Genomic DNA, 17,647 nt, shown 5'->3' with positions numbered 1-17,647 from the left:
ATGGCGAAACACACAGCCGTCGAGTTTGAAGCGGATGCCGAAGAATGGGATCCGTTTGGCAAGCCATTGTTTGATGACCCTGATGTCCGCGCATTGTCGCGGGTGGGGGTTGTCGATATCGGCTCTAACTCGGTGCGGATGGTGGTGTTTGATGGTGCGGCCCGCAGCCCGGCCTATTTCTTCAATGAAAAGGTGATGGCGGGTCTGGGTCAGGGTCTGGCCGAAACCGGCAGGCTGAACCCCAAGGGGCGGGAACGCGCGACGGTTGCGTTGAAACGTTTTGCCGCGCTGGCGGATGCGATGGATATCGGACCGCTGACCTGTGTCGCCACCGCTGCGATGCGCGATGCCGAAGACGGGCCGGAGTTTCGCCGGATGATCGAGGCCCAAACCGGGTTGAAACTGCATGTGATTGATGGTCCTGAAGAGGCCCGCCTGTCTGCCCAAGGCGTGCTGTTGGGCTGGCCCGAGGCCGAGGGGCTGATTTGCGATATCGGCGGGAATTCGATGGAGCTGGCTGAGGTGCGCGGCGGCCGTGTCTGGTGCCGTGTCAGTTCGCAGCTTGGTCCGTTTCGCCTTCAACTGCTAGGGGATCGCAAGGCACAGATCGCCCATATCCAAGAGGTGATGCAGACGCTTGCCGCCGAGGTGGGCACCGAACATCGTCGGATTTATCTGGTCGGCGGCTCATGGCGCGCGATTGCGCGTATCGATATGGAATTCAACGATTATCCGCTGCATGTCTTGCATGAATATGCCATGAGCCCGGAAGGTTTGAATAAGACGATTGACCGGATCGAAAAAAGCGATATGTCCGAATTGCGGTCTAAAACCGGGATCGGGGCGGCGCGAATGGATCTGGTGCCAACGGCGGCATTGGTCTTACGTGAATTGGTGGCGACATTTGGTCCTGAAGAAATTGATGTCTCTTCTTATGGTATTCGTGAAGGCCTGCTGTATGAGCAGATGCCAGAGCGCCTGCGACGTCGTGATCCGCTGATCGAAGCGTGCCGGCATCTGGAACGCCGCGCGGCGCGCATACCGGGGTTTGGCAAGCGCTTGCATGCGTTTATTCAACCGATCTGGGGTCAGGTTCCGCCCGAGAAATATCGGTTGATGCGCGCGGCCTGCCTGCTGCATGACAGCACATGGCGCACGCACCCCGATTACCGCGCCGAAGCCTGTTTTGAAAATGTCACCCGCGCCAATCTGTCGGCCCTGTCACATGCGGAACGGGTGTTTGTGGGCGTCGCCCTGCTGCATCGGTATAAGAACAACCGTTCCAATTCACCGTTTAAGCGGCTGTTCAAACTGCTTGAGGATGACGCATTGCAAGAGGCTGAAGTGCTGGGCAAGGCTATGCGTTTTGGCGCGATGTTTGCAATGGATGATCCGCGCGATGCCGGCAAGCTTTTGTATGACGCCAAGGCCAAGACCCTGGAGCTGCGGCTTAGCAAGCGCGGCGCAGCCCTGCATGGCGAGGTGGTGGAGGCGCGCTTTAAGGCGCTGTGCACCGCGCTTGGCGCAGAGCCTGTGGTGATCTTGCCCTAAACCAAGAATGTTTTGTTACCCGGCTTACCAAGGCGCGTTGAACATCGGTGCATGTTCAACGGAGGGCGCCACATCTGGATGCCGTTGCGGCGTGGAACATGAAAATCCCGCGCCCTGTAATTGTGGCGTGCCGTTGACGATGATCAACATATCTTGGGGAGGGTAGAACCAAGACGGCACGGAACACAAAGCAGAGCGCGGGCAGACGAAGGCAAAAACGCCGCCGTTATTTCGTTAAAATCAATTTCCCGGCGCGGGTGATGCGCAGGGTGTATACTTGGCCATTGAGCAAAATATTGGCCTGATTTCCACCCTTGGTCAGAATTTCTGCATCATGGGCGGGCAGTGCGTTGGTAAAGTCTTGGGAGATGGTCATCGTGTTCTCTCGATCCTGTCCAGCATCAGTTCCAATCCCCAAGACTGCGCGGTGACGCCGCTGCTCAAGCCAGAGCAGAGCGCCTGCACAAGATCCTGCAGGGAAAACGGGGTGTCGCTTGGTTCTCCAGCCCGGTTCGCCGGGCGGGAATGCGTTGGGTATGTCATGCGCAATCTCCTTTCCGTTGGGCTGGTCACGTGGGTGCGACTGGCGATGTGAATATCCTGAGTGAATCACTTGGATTTGTAAAGTCGATTCTTTTAGTCAGGTAATAATTTGCGGCAAATTTCTGCCAATGGCCTACCCGCGGCCCACGGCTGCACCATTTAGGCAGGTAGGCAAAAGATCTATTTCAGATTAAGGATATCTAAGCGCTGTTATTTTCGCGTCCCACGCAGAAAATGACACCAAATTATAGGTTTATAACCCACGCTGATAGATTGCGGTGGGCAGATACTTTAAGAGTGCTGGAGTATGAGTAGGGTAGGGCGTGCGGGTTAACCGTGCGCCTTATTCCGTTTCTGTGTGACCGTTGCGCATGATTGCAGTTGGGGGGCGATGGCAGATGGCCGGAGGGGCTGTCTGCCCCTCCGGACCTCCCCGAGGATATTTTTTGCAAGATGAAAGCCGCAGTTTGGCGTGCCGGTGCTGCGCTGTGACAGGTTTTAGCTGATCGGGCTGTTGTAGATCATCTATGCGGCGGACTGCCTGAATATGTGGCATCAAGCGGTTGCTTGCGCGTATGTGAATGGCTGAAGTGAGAAAGCGGTTGATGTCTGGGCGTGGCATCACTGGGTTGGGCATATGGCATCGTAAGCCGGAAGGGTGTGGGCATGGCTTGTGCATCCTTTGCGCGATGTAGACAGGATTGGCAGCGATATTTTTAGGCGCTGCTATGCCCATCCAGAGGAGCATATTATGAATGACGTCATGGAGCCCCCGGTGCAAACCTTTTTGCGGGTCGCGGAGGTATGGGTGCCCGAAGGGGATCGGCTGATCCATAAGGCCGGGGACTACGGATCGATGGAGGGGTTTGCCTCCGCTTCGGTGCGTGAGAGCTTTGCTAAGGGCGAGGGCCTGCCGGGGACAGCCTGGGCCGAAGGAAGGCCGGTTGTTTTGAAATCTTTTGACGGGTCATATTTCAAGCGCACGCAGGCAGCGCATGACGCTGGGCTGACCAGTGCCGTTGCGATCCCGATCTTTGCCGGGAAAGTTTTGAAAGCCGTTCTGGTGGTGCTGTGCGGCGGCGATGCGACGCATAAGGGCGCCATTGAGATCTGGAAGGATCAGGGCGATGTCTTGATGCTTGATGATGGGTATTACGGTGAGGCCAAGGATTTTGAATGGGTCTCGCAGCATACGCATTTCATGTATGGGCAGGGTTTGCCGGGCGCTGTCTGGGCCGCCAATATGCCGATATTGATGCGCGATCTTGGTCAGGGCTATGCCTTTGTTCGCGCGGATTCAGCGGGTAAGGCGGGGTTGAAGACTGGGCTGGGATTGCCGATTCCGATGCCGGATGACAAGAGCATGGTTTTGACATTGCTATCATCACCGGGCACGCCGATTGCACATCGTTTTGAGATTTGGGACGCGCGGGCCGAGGCCGTGGGTGCAAGCAAGAAGGCGGTGCTGATTGATGGGATCTGCGCCAAGGAGGGGCCGCTGTGGGCACAGCAAAACCCACCGGTGGATCCGCCAACAGTGGGTGCGTGGCAGGGGCCGGTCGGTCAGGTTTTGGGATCGGGCCTGCCGCATGTGCACAGCGACGCGACGGGGTTGCCTGCGGGTTATTCGACGATGGTTGGGCTGCCAGTCTATCGTGAGACCGAATTGGCCTATGTGGTCGCATGGTATTTGTAAGGGGATGATCTGATGGAAAAACTGGTCGTCATCGGGGCTGGCATGGCCTCTGGTCGGTTGCTGGAGCATCTGTTTGATGCCGCACCCGAGAAATTTGAAGTGACGTTGTTCAACGCAGAGCCGCGAGGCAATTATAACCGGATCATGTTGTCACCGGTTTTGTCTGGCGAAAAGACATATGAGGAAATCGTCACGCATGATGATGCGTGGTATGCCCAGCATAAGGTCACAACCCGGTTTGGTGAACGCGTGAGCGGTATCGACCGTGCGCGCAAGGTGGTGACCAGCCCGAATGGCGATGTGCCTTATGACAAGCTAATCATTGCCACCGGCTCGGATCCGTTCATCATCCCATTCCCAGGGCATGATTTGCCCGGTGTGGTGGCCTATCGCGATCTGGAAGACACCAATGCAATGGTCAAGGCGTCATCGGTGCGTGGTGCGCATGCGGTCGTGATCGGTGGCGGTTTGTTGGGGCTGGAGGCAGCGGCGGGGCTGCGGCTACGCGGCATGGAGGTCACTGTCTTGCACAATACCGGCCATTTGATGGACCGGCAGTTGGATGAGACGGCAGGCTATCTGTTGCAAAAGGATCTGGAACGGCGCGGCATCAAGGTGATCACCAAAGCCACCACCAAGACGATTGCCGGCGACGGAAAGGTTGAAAAAGTCACCTTTGAAGACGGCAGCGAAATACCAGCCGATATTGTGGTGATGGCGGTGGGCATTCGCCCGTCATGCAGTCTTGGCACAGAGGCGGGGCTGGAAATGGGCCGCGCGATCAAAGTGGATGCGCAGATGCGCAGTTCCGACCCGGATATTCTGTGTGTGGGGGAATGTCTGGAATTTGACGGCAATTTATTTGGTCTTGTGGCGCCGTTGTATGATCAGGCGAAGGTCGCCGCGAAAACCCTTCTGGGCGAAGATGACGCATTTAAAATGCGCGAGCTGTCGACCAAACTGAAAGTGACCGGCTGCGATCTGTTTTCTGCCGGGGATTTTGCTGACGGGCCCAACCGTGAGGATATCGTATTCCGCGATCCCAAGCGCGGCGTTTACAAACGGCTGGTGATTGAAGATGACCGTCTGGTCGGCGCCGTGATGTATGGTGACACGGCGGATGCCAATTGGTTCTTTGGCCTGATCAAGGACGGCACGGACATCGAAGAGATGCGTGAGACATTGATCTATGGCCCGGCGTTTCAGGGGGGTGGCGGGGCCACCGCGGACCCTCTGGCAGCCGTTGCAGCATTGCCTCCTGAGGCGGAAATCTGTGGCTGTAACGGCGTTTGCAAAGGCGATATCTTGAAGTCGATCGCAGGCGGGGCGACTACGCTTGATGATGTGAAAGCGCAGACCAAGGCGTCGGCGTCATGTGGGACATGCACCGGGTTGGTTGAACAGGTTCTGGCGGTCACGCTGGGCGATGGGTTTGCCATGCCGACGGAAAAACCCGTGTGCAACTGCACCGATCTGACACATGAGGACGTGCGCCGCCTGATCAAATCGCAAGAGCTGAAATCGCAGCCTGCGGTGTGGCAAAACCTGGCGTGGAAAACGCCCAATGGTTGCCCGACGTGCCGCCCTGCGATCAATTATTACCTGCTCGCCGATTGGCCGTTGGAATATCAAGATGATGGGCAGTCACGCTTTGTGAACGAACGTAACCATGCCAATATTCAAAAAGATGGCACCTATTCTGTGATGCCGCGGATGTGGGGCGGGATGACCACCCCCGATGAGCTGATTGCCGTGGCGCAGGCGGCCAAGAAATACGATGCGGCGGTGAAGGTCACAGGCGGGATGCGGATTGACCTATTGGGCATCAAAAAAGAAGACCTGCCAGCGATCTGGGCTGATCTGAACGCAGCGGGGATGGTATCGGGCCATGCCTATACCAAGGGTCTGCGCACGGTAAAAACCTGCGTGGGGTCGGATTGGTGCCGCTTTGGCACGCAGGATTCCACCGGGCTCGGCATCAAGCTGGAAAAACGGCTGTGGGGATCGTGGACCCCGCATAAGGTCAAGCTGGGTGTGTCGGGCTGTCCGCGCAACTGTGCCGAAGCCACCTGCAAGGATATCGGGATTATCTGTGTCGACAGTGGCTATCAGATCGGCGTCGGTGGCGCCGCTGGCATGGATGTCAAAGAGGTCGAACGGCTTGTCGATGTCGCCACGGAAGAAGAGGTGATAGAATGGGTCGTCGCCTTCATGCAGATGTATCGTGAGAATGCCAAATATCTCGACCGGGCCTATAAATGGCTGAACAAGGTTGGGTTGGATTGGGTCAAAGAGGTGCTGGCAGATCCTGCGGAACGTCAGGCATTGGTGGCGCGGTTTGATATCTCGCAATCTGTCTATCAAAAAGACCCATGGGCAGAACGCGCGGTCCCGTCAGAGGCTGTGAAATTCCAACCCCTTGCCGATTTGACTCAGGAGGCCGCACAATGAGCTGGATTGATGTAGGTGCATTGGACGACATCCCCCTGCGCGGTGCGCGGATCGTTAAGACCAAGGCCGGCTGCGTGGCGCTGTTCCGCACGGATGAGGCCGAAGTCTTTGCGACCTCGAACACCTGTGCCCATAAGAACGGGCCGCTTGCGGAGGGGATTGTGCATGGCAAACAGGTGACATGCCCGCTGCATAATTGGGTCTATTCGCTTGAAACCGGCGAGGCACAGGGCGCTGATGAGGGCCATATCGCGACCTATCCGGTGAAGCTGGAAGCCGGGCGTATCTTGCTTGATGCAGCGTCGATCGAGGCGCGGAGCGCAGCCTGATGACCAGCGAAACCGGTGTGGAAACACGCTCTACCTGCCCCTATTGCGGGGTGGGCTGCGGCGTCTTGATTGCGCGTGACGGCGCCGGGGGGATCACCGTGCGCGGTGATCCTGACCATCCTACGAATAAGGGGCGGTTATGTTCCAAAGGCTCTGCTTTGGGTGAAACGGTCGGGCTTGAGACCCGGATTTTGCAGCCCCAGATCGACGGAGCGCCGGCCACATGGGACAGCGCGCTGGATCTGGTCGCACAGCGGTTTTCTGACACGGTGGCACAGCATGGGCCGGATGCGGTGGCCTTCTATGTGTCGGGTCAATTGCTGACCGAAGATTATTACGTGGCCAATAAGCTGATGAAAGGATTCATCGGTTCTGCAAATATCGATACGAATTCAAGGCTTTGTATGGCCTCTACCGTGGCTGGGCACAAACGCGCCTTTGGCACGGATACGGTTCCGGGCACTTATGATGATCTGGAAGAGGCGGATCTGATCGTTTTGGTTGGGTCTAATCTTGCATGGTGTCATCCGATTTTATACCAGCGCATCATGGCGGCACGCGCGGACCATGGCACAAAACTGGTGGTAATTGATCCGCGCAAAACCGCGACCAGCGATGGGGCGGATTTGCATTTGGCCTTGCGTGCGGGCAGCGATGTTGCGCTGTTCAACGCGCTGCTGGCGCAGATTGATGCGCGCGGCGCCTGTGATGCGCAGTTCACCGCAGATCACGTTGACGGCGTAGCGCAGGCGATCACCGCAGCCCATCTGGATGACCCAACCCAAACCGGGCTTAGCCCAGAGGATCTGACCGCGTTTTGCGATTTGTGGATCGGCACGCCCAAGGTTGTGACGATCTTCAGCCAGGGGGTTAATCAATCCAGCTCTGGCACTGACAAGGTCAATGCAATTCTAAACTGCCATCTGGCGACGGGGCGGATTGGCACACCCGGCGCAGGGCCATTTTCCGTAACCGGTCAGCCTAATGCCATGGGCGGGCGCGAGGTTGGCGGGCTGGCCAATATGCTGGCCTGTCATCTGGATATCGAAAACCCCGACCACCGCGCGGCGGTAGGGGCGTTTTGGGACGCGCCCAACCTGCCCAGCAACCCGGGGCTGAAGGCGGTTGAGATGTTTCGCGCCGTGGCCGATGGCCGGATCAAGGCGCTGTGGATCATTCATTCCAATCCGGCGGTCACGATGCCAGATGCCAATGCGGTGGCCGCTGCTATCGCGGCCTGCCCGTTCACTGTGGTCAGTGACATTACTGCGCAGACCGATACAGCGCGTTTGGCTGATGTGATCTTGCCTGCAACGGCATGGTCAGAGAAATCCGGCACCGTTACCAATTCCGACCGGATGATGTCGCGCCAGCGCGCGGTGCAGCCCGCGCCGGGTCAGGCGCGCCCAGATTGGCATATCCTGGCTGAGGTTGCGGCGCGGATGGGCTGGGCGGAAGCGTTCGATTTTGCGTCCGAGGCCGATGTATTTGCCGAATATGCCGCGCTGTCAGGTGTGGCGGCACAGTTTGGGCGCGACTTTGATATTTCGGCCTTGGCCGGGATCAGCGCGCAGGGCTATGCTGAACTGGCACCTTTGCGCTGGCCGCAATCGGCGCAAAAACAGGGCGGACGGTTCTTTGGCGATGGGGTGTTTTATCATCCCGGCGGCAAAGCAAAAATGCTGCCGGTAACCATGCGCGCCCCTGCAGCCCAGATCAGCGCCGCCTATCCGTTCCGGCTGAACACCGGGCGGTTGCGCGATCAATGGCACACCATGACCCGCACCGCGCTTAGTTCGCGTCTTTCGGCACATATGGCCGAGCCCTTCGTTGATATGCATCCCGATGATGCGGCGCGTTTGGGGCTGGAGCCCGCTGATCTGGTGCAGCTTAGCAGCCTACAAGGGCAGGCGATCGTCCGGCTGCACATCACCAAGGATGTGGCGAAAGGCGATCTGTTCGTGCCGATTCATTGGACGGGGGAAAATGCCCCGTCGGCGCGGGTGGATGCACTGGTGGCCGATGTTGTGGATCCGATCTCGGGGCAACCCGAAAGCAAGGCGGCCGTGGTCAGCGCCGAACGTTTCCTGCCCCGGTGGTATGGATTTGCGATATCGTCACGCAGCTTCACCCCTGATTGCGCCTATTGGGCGCGGGCGCGCACCACCAGCGGTTTCCGCGCCGAGCTGGCCGGGACGGACACAATCGCGGATTGGGAGGCGCAGGCCCGAACCCTGTTCGACCTGCCTGATGCGCGGGTGCAAAGCCTGACCGACGCCAAACGTGGCCGTCACCGTTTGGCGTTTTATGACAACGAGGTGTTGCTGGCTGCGCTGTATATCGCGCCGCAGCCGGTCACTCTGATGCGTGATTTTCTGGTAGGCCTGCCGGGCACCGAGGCCGCATGGGCATTGGCCGGGCAGGCACGTGGCGATACGCCCGATCCCGGCCCTGTCGTATGTTCGTGCTTTGCCGTCGGGCGCAACACTGTGCGGCGTGCAATCACGCAAGAGGGGCTGACATCGGTGGATAGGATCGGCGCCAGCCTGTCGGCAGGCACCAATTGCGGGTCCTGCAAATCGGAACTGGCTGCGATCTTGCGTGAGGCGACCAGCCTAGCGCAACAATAGCGCGATCAGCAGCGCCAGGGCGATGGCGCTGCTGATCATCGCCCAACCACGCCAAAACGACACAGAGCCGCGCTGTAACAGCGGGATATGATCGCGCGGCAACACGCCTTGATCCATTGATTTGCGCAGATCGGCCAGAAATTCCGACATGACCTCGGGGCGGTTTTTGGGCTCATACGACAGGACGCGGGCCAGGGCCTCGGCGCTGGCTTCGGGCAGGTCGTGGCGCAAATCGGTCAACGAGGTCAACGCCCAATCCGCAGCCGCACCCGGCAGCTTGCGCCCGTCTTCTAATGCAAATGGCACCCGACCGGTCAGCATTTCATAGGTGATCGCACCTATGGAAAACAGATCCGATGACGGGCTGGCCCCGCGCCCTGTCAGAACCTCTGGCGCGATATAATTCAACGAGCCTTCCGGCACATGATCGCCCAAACCGGTCATGATATCTGCGAAACCGCTGACCTGAACCGAGCCGAAATCGATGATCTTTGCCACACCGTCAGTATTGAGCATAATATTTTCGGGCTTCAGATCGCGGTGCACCATGCCCAGCCGGTGGAAAATCCGCACCGCACTGATGATCGATCCCAAAATCGGCAAAACCTGTCGGATCGATGGGGTCGGGTGACGTGCCATCCACTCGCGCAGTGTCTCACCCTCTACCAGCTCGGAGATATAATACAAAAACCGGCTGTCTTCATGGGGCAAGATCTTCATTACCTGCGGGTTATCAATCCGCCGACCCACCCATTGTTCCAACGTAAAGCCTTCAAGGTATTGCATATTATCGGCGAAATTACGCGATGGTGCCTTCAGGACATAGCGCGTATCCTCCCCTGCACGGCGCACACGGTAGACATGGCTGCGCGTGCTGGAATACATCACCTGCTCAATTTCAAACCCGTCAATTTTATTGCCCGGCTTCATTACGGGGGGGATGGCCTGATCGGTCAGCCGGTGATGCGCCTCCGTCAGCGTTTCCGAGGGCAGGGCGGTGATCCGCACCATTAGGCAGCTAAGGTTGTCGTCGCTTCCTGCGGCCAAAGCCGCATCACACAGCGCCCGCGACGCCGCCTCCAGATCGTTTTGCGTGGTCATGGCGCGGTCTCGTAACATCGCGGCCATGGTCGAATAAGACAGCACACCATGCACCCCGTCCGACATCAGCAGATAGATATCGTCCTGCGCCAATCGTTCCGAACGGTAATCGACGCGTATATTCGGCTCAATCCCCAAGGCGCGCGTCAATGCCTGTTCCTGCCCCATAAAGGCTGCGTTGTGATCTTCGGTCAGCCCGGTGATCACCCCATCGCGCAACCGTAGACAGCGCGTGTCACCGATATGCACGATATGGGCGGTGGTGGAGCGCGCAATCAGCGCCGTAAATGTGGTGACCTGCCCATCCGCCTGTGGCGAGCCACTGCGGTTTTGCGCAAAAAACCAGGAATTTAATGAGGATAGAAGCCGCGCCGTGCAATCTTGCACCGGCCAGCTTTCGGGCGCGGAATAGTAATCTTGCGCGAATTGTGTCACCGATAGCTGCGCGGCCAAATGCGAATTGCGCCCGGTTGAGATCCCATCGGCAATACAGGCTACGACGCCCTTGGCGTGCATTTCATAGCGGCTTTCGGGAATGCGCCCGGCGATCGCATCATCATTGCGCGGTTTCGGCCCCGGATCGGTGCACCCGCCCAACACCGCCTCCAGCGGGCGGGTTGGGAACTGCGACCGAAGCTGCGAAAATCCCGGTTTTGGCTGTGTAGCATGATCCGGTTTGGCCGATATGGACATGGGTCGCCCCCCTCGCAAAATGAAAGCGCGCGGGCCAGTATGTGACCCGCGCGCAGATTTGTCATGCTTGCGGTCTTAGTGTTTCAGCCCGACATTGATCATGGTCACGGCGCCATCTTCGTCAACCTCGGCAATCTCGCCGGTGGGTTCTTCCAAAAACAGCAGCGCGATGAAGCCCAGCACAGCCGTGCAGGCGATAACCATGAAGAAGGTCGATGCATCCACGACGGAATAGATGATCAGGTAAATCACCGCGCCAACATTACCGTAAGCCCCTGTCATACCAGCGATTTGCCCGGTCAGGCTGCGCTTGATCAGTGGCACAACGGCAAAGACGGCGCCTTCGCCGGCTTGCACAAAGAACGAACAGGCCATCGCCGCAACCACGGCCAACCATACTGCCCAGCTGGCATCGATGATTGACATCAACGCATAGCCAACCGCCAGACCTGCGGTCAGGATCAACAGCGTGGGCTTGCGGCCAAACCGGTCCGAAATCAAACCGCCCCCTGGGCGCGACATCAGGTTCATGAACGCGTAGGCCGACGCAACCATACCCGCCACAACCGGCGACAGGCCAAAGGTTTCACCAAAGAACAGCGGCAGCATCGACACCACAGCCAGCTCTGACCCGAATGTGGCGAAATACAAGATATTCAAGATGGCGACCTGCTTGAACTTATAGCGTTCAAAGCTTGGCACCTCTTCTACGAATACACGGCGGTTTGCACGAACTGCCAGCATAGAGTCGTATGCATACAGCAGAACAAGGCCGAAATAGACGATATTGGTGGTCAGTGGGGTGAAAATTTCGACATTTTTCAACCGCCATGCCAACGCGCCAAGCGCGATATACAGCGGCACTTTCATCACCAGCAGGAACCACAGATCCCCCTTCGATGTGACCTCCATCGCGGTGGCATTCTTGGGGCGGAAATATTTCGACCCTTTGGGAACATCGGTCACAGAGGCATAGTAAACAAAGCCAAAGATCAGTGACATAAGCCCCGTCAGCGCAATCGCCCAACGCCAGCCATTTTCACCGCCGAACATCAGCGCAATGGTGGGCAGACAAAATGCTGCAGCAGCCGATCCGAAATTGCCCCAACCGCCATAAATGCCTTCGGCGGTGCCCAGCTCATCTGCGGGGAACCATTCCGACACCATACGAATACCAATCACAAACCCGGCGCCGATGAAGCCAAGCGCAAACCGCGCGATCGCCAACTGTGTAAAGCTGTCGGCGGCGGCAAAGACGAAACAGGGGATGGCCGATACAATCAGAAGCCCCGAATACACCCGGCGCGGCCCATATTGATCTGTCAGCATCCCGATAACAATTCGGGCCGGGATGGTCAGCGCAACGTTAAGGATCAACAGCGTCGTGACCTGTGGTTTTGTCAGGCCCAGACTGGCCTGAATTTGCCCTAACAGCGGTGCGAGGTTGAACCAAACCACGAAGGTCAGGAAAAAGGCGAACCAGCTCATGTGAAGGATCTTCATCTTCCCGGTGAACGAGAAAATGTTGAAACTGGAAGACGACATGCAAATTCCTCCAACGAATTGTAGCGCGTGTATTCCGGGCTTAGCCCGGTGACTGCAGTGCTCAAAGCGTTGTTTTGGACAAGCTTGCGACCACACCACACAAGCCTGTGCAGTTGCAGCATTTCGCTCCGGCCTGCACGCTAAAGCGGCGCTACCGCATTGTTTTTGGGCGATATGTGAACGCTATATGGCGATTTAAGCGGGCGATCAGGCCACGCCCAGGTCGCGCAGAACCTGCGGGATCAAATCGGGCAGGTCCTCTGAAATCAATCCGGGCCCAAAGCTGCGCGCGGCCTGCGCATGCAGTAATGCGGCCGTGCAGGCCGCGTCAAATCCAGCATGACCGCGCGCCATTAACCCCGCGATCAGCCCGGCCAGGACATCGCCGGATCCGGCGGTGGCCAGCCACGGCACGGCGCGCGCCCCCCGGCATGACAGGTAAGTGGACCGGCCGTCAGGCTCAGCAATCCATGTATCTTCCCCCTTTAGCAGCACGGTGCAGCCGGCGCGGGCGGCGGCCTGTGTGGCTGCCGCTTGGCTGTCAGCCTGTGCCAAATCTGGAAAGAGACGGCCAAATTCACCACGATGCGGGGTTATGATCGCCTGCGGGTGCAGGTGATTGAACAGCATCTCTGGCTCTTGTTCAAAGGCGGTCAGGGCGTCGGCATCCAACACTGTGGCACGTTTTGAATACAGGGCTGCGGGCACCATATCCAGCGCACGCGGCACGCCCAAGCCCGGACCAAGGCAGACCGCACTGACCCGATCATCGCTAAGAATCCCGCGTAACGTGTAGCTGTCGGGCAGGGGGCTTAGCATAATCGATGAAAGCTGCGCGGCATTCTCGGCCATCGCGGATTGTGGGCTGCAGATGGTTACCAAACCCGCCCCGACGCGCAAGGCCGCCCGCGCCGCCAGCCGCGCCGCCCCACCGCGCCCCGGCCCACCCGATAAGACCAGCGCATGCCCATGGTCATATTTATGCTGATCGGAGCGTTTGCCCAAAGATTGGATGCGCTGACTGTCGAAATCCAAAGGGGTGGTCATGTAACTCTCCGTTTAATCATAGGCTTCACGGGGTTAGGGTTAATCGAGTTTCCTATCTAAATCGTCAACGCGCAAGGACGCGTCCAGCCAGAGGCCGCAAACCTGTTTTGGTTATTCTGCAGGCAATTCCGCGGGCGATTTCGGCGCACAAATAGGCGTGAATATCTGTTACGCCTATTTTCACGCAGATAGGCTTTACATTTGGCATAATATTTGTGCAAATGGCAAAGATAATAGGCGCGCCTTGCCAAAACCACTGGATAGGCCCGGTTCGGGTCCTCTGGATGATTGCGGGGCGCGTGGGAACATGCTGCAAAGCGTTGCACAAGACCAAATTGGGGGAGTCGGCGGAATGAAGAAGGTCGAAGCGATCATCAAGCCGTTCAAGCTGGACGAAGTGAAAGAGGCCCTGCAAGAGGCCGGTATTCAAGGGCTTTCGGTGATCGAAGTAAAAGGTTTCGGCCGTCAAAAAGGTCATACCGAGCTGTATCGCGGCGCAGAGTATGTCGTTGATTTCCTGCCGAAGGTGAAAATCGAGATGGTGCTGTCGGATGATATGGTTGAGGCGGCTGTAACCGCCATCACCGATGCCGCCCGCACCGAGAAGATCGGTGATGGCAAGATCTTCATCTCACCCGTTGAAGAAGCGATCCGCATCCGCACCGGCGAGACCGGCGACGACGCGATCTAAGCTTTCACCTGAGACACACAGGATCGAAAGATCCAAGCGATTAATACTAAACGAAAGGGTATTATTGATGAGCACCGTGAAAGACGCCATCAAGCTGATGAAGGACGAAGAAGTCGAATATGTAGATGTTCGCTTCACCGACCCACGCGGCAAATTGCAGCACGTCACATTGATTGTTGACGAAGTTGATGAAGATTTCTTTGAAGATGGCTTCATGTTCGACGGTTCGTCCATCGCGGGCTGGAAGTCGATCGACAAGTCTGACATGAAACTGATCCCGGACCCGGCATCGGTTTACATCGACCCCTTCTACGCAGAAAAGACCATGTGCGTGCACTGCACCGTGGTTGAGCCCGACACAGGCGAAAAATACGATCGTGACCCGCGCGGCACAGCCGAGCGTGCCGAAGCCTATCTGATTGCTTCGGGCATTGGCGACACTTCCTTCTTCGGCCCGGAAGCAGAATTCTTCCTGTTCGACGACGTGCGTTTCCAGGTTGGCATGAACAAAGTGTCGTTCGAAGTTGACGCGATTGACGCGGCTTGGAACACCGACACGAAATACGAAATGGGCAACACCGGTCACCGTCCGGGCGTTAAAGGCGGTTATTTCCCCGTCAACCCAATCGATGATGCGCAAGACCTGCGTGGCGAGATGCTCTCGACCATGAAGCGTATGGGCATGAAGGTCGACAAGCACCACCACGAAGTGGCATCGTGCCAGCACGAGCTGGGCCTTGTTTTCGGCACGCTGACCAAGCAAGCCGACGAGATCCAGAAATACAAATACGTCGTTCACAACGTTGCACATGCCTATGGCAAATCGGCAACCTTTATGCCCAAGCCCATCTCGGGCGATAACGGCACCGGTATGCACGTGAACATGTCGATCTGGAAAGACGGCAAGCCACTGTTTGCAGGCGACAAATACGCGGACCTGTCGCAAGAGGCGCTGTATTTCATCGGCGGTATCTTGAAACATGCCAAAGCGTTGAACGCGATCACCAACCCGTCGACCAACTCCTACAAGCGTTTGATCCCGGGCTTCGAGGCGCCGGTTCTGCGTGCCTACTCGGCGTCGAACCGTTCGGGCTGTGTGCGTATCCCGTTCGCGGAATCGCCCAAAGCGAAACGTGTCGAAGCGCGCTTCCCTGATCCGGCGGCAAACCCCTATCTGTGCTTCGCGGCACTGATGATGGCTGGCCTGGACGGCATCAAAAACAAGATCGATCCGGGCCCGTCCTCGGACAAAGATCTTTACGACCTGCCGCCAGAAGAATTGGCTGCAATCCCAACAGTCTGCGGCAGCTTGCGCGAAGCCCTGACCGAGCTGGAAGCCGATATGGACTTCTTGCTGGCAGGCGACGTGTTCACCAAAGGCCAGTTGGAAGGCTACATGGCGCTGAAGTGGGAAGAGGTTTACGCCTACGAGCACACACCGCACCCGGTTGAATACAAAATGTATTACAGCTGCTAATCCCCTTAGGGATTGGAATTTGGGAAAGGGCGCCGCGATGGCGCCCTTTTTCAGTTTCAAGGGTGGTTTAGGCTTATGCGGCGATCTGTGCTGTCAACTTTTGCAGATAGGGGGCAATTCCGCCTGCGCAGTCAATGTCCTGCGCCAAAAGCTCTTGCGCGTAATCCAGCGGCAAAGTGGTATAACCCAGCGGCGCTGTATCGGCCCAATGATGCAGAAGTGATTTAGGTTCGCATAGCATCACACCGGCGTCGGCGGTCATGATCAACTGCGGCGTATCGAAGCGGATGTGATAGATTTTGTCGAATGGGCTGGGTGACAGCAGCCGCGCGCATGGCAGTGACAGGAGCGTGGCGGCCGGCACCATCACGAAAGGATCGCCAAAGGCCTGTTCGGCGCTGTCGGATTCCAGCATCACCGCCTGGTTCGGGGCCAGCCGGACAGGACGACGATTGCCCAACATCCCTTGGGCAAGCCCGATCGGCCAAAGCGCGCGCGGCAAAGCCATGTCCAAGATGCGGGCGTTGAACCCTTCGATCGCGGTGATCGGTTGTGGCCCGTCGTCGAATGTCTCAATTAAATCACCGGCGCGCAGGGCCGCAATCTGGCGCGGTCCGCGTGGTGTGATCACAGCCGTTCCGGCATAGATACCGCTGGCGAAGCGGGCGTTTTGCTCTGACACATGGGTCTGGATTGTCAGCGGTCCATGGGTATCATCATGGTCATAGGCGTGAAGCGCGATCATCGGAGTATCCTCTACTGAGGGCTTACCGATACCGTTAAAATCTTAATAGAATTGAAATGACCAAGCAGCTCAGCCGCATTATTTTTGAAACGCCTGCTCGACCTCCAGTAGCTTTTGCTTGCGCCACAGCCCGCCTGCATATCCGGTCAGTGACCCGTCAGAGCCGATAACCCGATGGCATGGAATGACAATCGCGATCTGATTGGCCCCATTGGCCCGGGCCACGGCACGCATCGCACTGGGGCGATCAATGGCGCGCGCAAGATCGGCATATGACCGGGTCTGCGCTACAGGGATTTGGCGCAGCGCGTCCCAGACTGTTTTGGAAAATTCGGTCCCATGCAGCGCCAAGGGGATGGTAAATTCGGCGCATTCCCCGCGGAAATAGGCGGCTAATTCGGCCCTAATTTGTGCGGTTGCCGGGGTCTTTCCAAACCCGATCCGGCCATGTGTAAACCGATGTAATTTCTGAAGTTCTGCGGGTAAGCCCTTGCGATCCATGAATTCCAACAGATGCAATGTCATGTGATCACAAATTGCAAGCATCGGCCCTAGCGGCGTGTCGATCCAGTCGATAAACAGCAGTGGCATGTCGCTAAACGCGCCGGGCGGCTGACCTAAAATCCGCGTTACCGCCGCCCGAAACGCAGAGGCGCTGTCAAAGCCGCTGGTCATCTGCGCATCGATTACCCGTGCGCCCATCGCCAATGTGCCCAACCCGGCCCCAAGCCGACGCTGCCTGGCCAGTTCCAGAAATGTCATTCCAAAGGCGCGCTTAAACGCCCGTCGCGCGGTGGAGGGATCAACCCCTAATGCAGCAATGTCGCCTTCATACCAACGCCGCGTGGGATCCGCGTCCAATGCGCCCAGCAGCGTGGCGATCACCGGATCGGCCTCGCTTACGCGGGCAAGGGGATGGCAGCGTTTGCACGGCCTGAACCCTTCTGCCAATGCCGTTCCAATCGTGTCGAAGAATTTACAATTCTCGCGCTTGGGTTTGCGGGCGGGGCAGGTCAGGCGGCAAAGGATCCCGGTGGAGGTCACGCCGACAAAGGCCTGACCGTCATACCGCGCGTCGCGGGCCACAAGTGCGGCATAAAGCGTGTCATCATCAGGCAGGGCAAAAAGCATCGCAGTCTCCTGTTCTT

The 17,647-nt window shown here is 57.8% G+C and carries 14 protein-coding genes; 7 read left to right on the top strand and 7 right to left on the bottom strand.

The features are described from left to right. Window positions 1-1,551 (top strand): Ppx/GppA family phosphatase, encoded by a 1,551-nt coding sequence (locus tag BFP70_RS01320; RefSeq protein ID WP_066009380.1) that lies wholly within the window; start codon window positions 1-3, stop codon window positions 1,549-1,551. Between the two features lie 226 nt (window positions 1,552-1,777). On the opposite strand, the gene hemP is transcribed toward BFP70_RS01320, so the two are convergent. Both hemP and BFP70_RS20910 read right to left on the bottom strand, forming a co-directional pair. After that, window positions 1,778-1,927: a hemin uptake protein HemP gene (gene hemP / locus BFP70_RS20190; protein WP_083217282.1), complete on the bottom strand. Its 150-nt coding sequence runs from the start codon at window positions 1,925-1,927 to the stop codon at window positions 1,778-1,780. Further along, window positions 1,924-2,094, bottom strand: coding sequence for a hypothetical protein (locus BFP70_RS20910; RefSeq protein WP_176715462.1), 171 nt, complete (start codon window positions 2,092-2,094; stop codon window positions 1,924-1,926). Before BFP70_RS20910 ends, hemP begins: the two co-directional genes overlap by 4 nt. A 751-nt stretch (window positions 2,095-2,845) precedes the next feature. Between BFP70_RS20910 and BFP70_RS01315 the strand changes: the two genes are divergently transcribed. Genes BFP70_RS01315 through BFP70_RS01300 form a run of 4 tightly spaced genes read left to right on the top strand, consistent with a single transcriptional unit; the run spans window position 2,846 to window position 9,200 of the window. Continuing rightward, window positions 2,846-3,790, top strand: coding sequence for a GAF domain-containing protein (locus tag BFP70_RS01315; protein WP_066009379.1), 945 nt, complete (start codon window positions 2,846-2,848; stop codon window positions 3,788-3,790). Window positions 3,791-3,802: 12 nt separating this feature from the next. Then, window positions 3,803-6,241: a nitrite reductase large subunit NirB gene (gene nirB, locus BFP70_RS01310; RefSeq protein WP_066009374.1), complete on the top strand. Its 2,439-nt coding sequence runs from the start codon at window positions 3,803-3,805 to the stop codon at window positions 6,239-6,241. After that, window positions 6,238-6,570, top strand: a complete 333-nt coding sequence (gene nirD / locus BFP70_RS01305) for a nitrite reductase small subunit NirD (RefSeq protein ID WP_066009372.1) — start codon at window positions 6,238-6,240, stop codon at window positions 6,568-6,570. The genes nirB and nirD overlap by 4 nt, the downstream gene beginning before the upstream one ends. Further along, the gene (locus BFP70_RS01300) at window positions 6,570-9,200 is read left to right on the top strand and encodes a nitrate reductase (protein WP_066009370.1); all 2,631 of its coding nucleotides are present in this window, start codon (window positions 6,570-6,572) and stop codon (window positions 9,198-9,200) included. The genes nirD and BFP70_RS01300 overlap by 1 nt, the downstream gene beginning before the upstream one ends. On the opposite strand, the gene BFP70_RS01295 is transcribed toward BFP70_RS01300, so the two are convergent. The 3 genes from BFP70_RS01295 to BFP70_RS01285 all read right to left on the bottom strand — a co-directional run bounded on the left by BFP70_RS01295 (window position 9,186) and on the right by BFP70_RS01285 (window position 13,586). Further along, window positions 9,186-10,994: a bifunctional protein-serine/threonine kinase/phosphatase gene (locus BFP70_RS01295; protein ID WP_083217281.1), complete on the bottom strand. Its 1,809-nt coding sequence runs from the start codon at window positions 10,992-10,994 to the stop codon at window positions 9,186-9,188. The genes BFP70_RS01300 and BFP70_RS01295 overlap by 15 nt on opposite strands. Before the next feature lie 75 nt (window positions 10,995-11,069). Further along, entirely contained in the window at window positions 11,070-12,482 is a 1,413-nt protein-coding gene (locus BFP70_RS01290) for a NarK family nitrate/nitrite MFS transporter (protein ID WP_218059642.1), read from the bottom strand. 264 nt (window positions 12,483-12,746) lie between these two features. Further along, window positions 12,747-13,586: an NAD(P)H-hydrate dehydratase gene (locus tag BFP70_RS01285; RefSeq protein WP_066009368.1), complete on the bottom strand. Its 840-nt coding sequence runs from the start codon at window positions 13,584-13,586 to the stop codon at window positions 12,747-12,749. 352 nt (window positions 13,587-13,938) lie between these two features. Between BFP70_RS01285 and BFP70_RS01280 the strand changes: the two genes are divergently transcribed. Together BFP70_RS01280 and glnA are read left to right on the top strand one after the other, a co-directional pair. Continuing rightward, window positions 13,939-14,277, top strand: coding sequence for a P-II family nitrogen regulator (locus BFP70_RS01280; RefSeq protein ID WP_066009669.1), 339 nt, complete (start codon window positions 13,939-13,941; stop codon window positions 14,275-14,277). Window positions 14,278-14,344: 67 nt separating this feature from the next. After that, complete coding sequence (gene glnA / locus BFP70_RS01275; protein WP_066009367.1) at window positions 14,345-15,754, top strand: type I glutamate--ammonia ligase; 1,410 nt, start codon at window positions 14,345-14,347, stop codon at window positions 15,752-15,754. A 73-nt stretch (window positions 15,755-15,827) separates the two neighbouring features. Here glnA and BFP70_RS01270 read toward each other — a convergent pair whose 3' ends face one another. Beyond that, window positions 15,828-16,499, bottom strand: a complete 672-nt coding sequence (locus BFP70_RS01270; protein ID WP_066009365.1) for a Hint domain-containing protein — start codon at window positions 16,497-16,499, stop codon at window positions 15,828-15,830. A gap of 78 nt (window positions 16,500-16,577) precedes the next feature. After that, on the bottom strand, window positions 16,578-17,630 hold the full coding sequence (locus tag BFP70_RS01265; protein ID WP_066009363.1) for a bifunctional transcriptional activator/DNA repair enzyme AdaA: 1,053 nt from the start codon (window positions 17,628-17,630) through the stop codon (window positions 16,578-16,580). Window positions 17,631-17,647 lie beyond the last annotated feature (17 nt).

The sequence above is a fragment of the Thioclava sp. SK-1 genome (assembly GCF_001705665.1).
Classification (GTDB): domain Bacteria; phylum Pseudomonadota; class Alphaproteobacteria; order Rhodobacterales; family Rhodobacteraceae; genus Thioclava.
This window is presented reverse-complemented; position numbering and strand designations above follow the sequence as displayed.

Excerpts from the sequence above, each read along its gene's own strand:
- BFP70_RS01280 (WP_066009669.1), top strand. The coding sequence starts at position 13,939 with ATGAAGAAGGTCGAAGCGATCATCAAGCCGTTCAAGCTGGACGAAGTG.
- BFP70_RS01270 (WP_066009365.1), bottom strand. The coding sequence starts at position 16,499 with ATGATCGCGCTTCACGCCTATGACCATGATGATACCCATGGACCGCTG.
- BFP70_RS01300 (WP_066009370.1), top strand. The coding sequence starts at position 6,570 with ATGACCAGCGAAACCGGTGTGGAAACACGCTCTACCTGCCCCTATTGC.
- glnA (WP_066009367.1), top strand. The coding sequence starts at position 14,345 with ATGAGCACCGTGAAAGACGCCATCAAGCTGATGAAGGACGAAGAAGTC.
- BFP70_RS01295 (WP_083217281.1), bottom strand. The coding sequence starts at position 10,994 with ATGTCCATATCGGCCAAACCGGATCATGCTACACAGCCAAAACCGGGA.
- BFP70_RS01285 (WP_066009368.1), bottom strand. The coding sequence starts at position 13,586 with ATGACCACCCCTTTGGATTTCGACAGTCAGCGCATCCAATCTTTGGGC.
- BFP70_RS01265 (WP_066009363.1), bottom strand. The coding sequence starts at position 17,630 with ATGCTTTTTGCCCTGCCTGATGATGACACGCTTTATGCCGCACTTGTG.
- BFP70_RS01320 (WP_066009380.1), top strand. The coding sequence starts at position 1 with ATGGCGAAACACACAGCCGTCGAGTTTGAAGCGGATGCCGAAGAATGG.
- BFP70_RS01315 (WP_066009379.1), top strand. The coding sequence starts at position 2,846 with ATGAATGACGTCATGGAGCCCCCGGTGCAAACCTTTTTGCGGGTCGCG.
- nirD (WP_066009372.1), top strand. The coding sequence starts at position 6,238 with ATGAGCTGGATTGATGTAGGTGCATTGGACGACATCCCCCTGCGCGGT.
- BFP70_RS01290 (WP_218059642.1), bottom strand. The coding sequence starts at position 12,482 with ATGAGCTGGTTCGCCTTTTTCCTGACCTTCGTGGTTTGGTTCAACCTC.
- BFP70_RS20910 (WP_176715462.1), bottom strand. The coding sequence starts at position 2,094 with ATGACATACCCAACGCATTCCCGCCCGGCGAACCGGGCTGGAGAACCA.
- hemP (WP_083217282.1), bottom strand. The coding sequence starts at position 1,927 with ATGACCATCTCCCAAGACTTTACCAACGCACTGCCCGCCCATGATGCA.
- nirB (WP_066009374.1), top strand. The coding sequence starts at position 3,803 with ATGGAAAAACTGGTCGTCATCGGGGCTGGCATGGCCTCTGGTCGGTTG.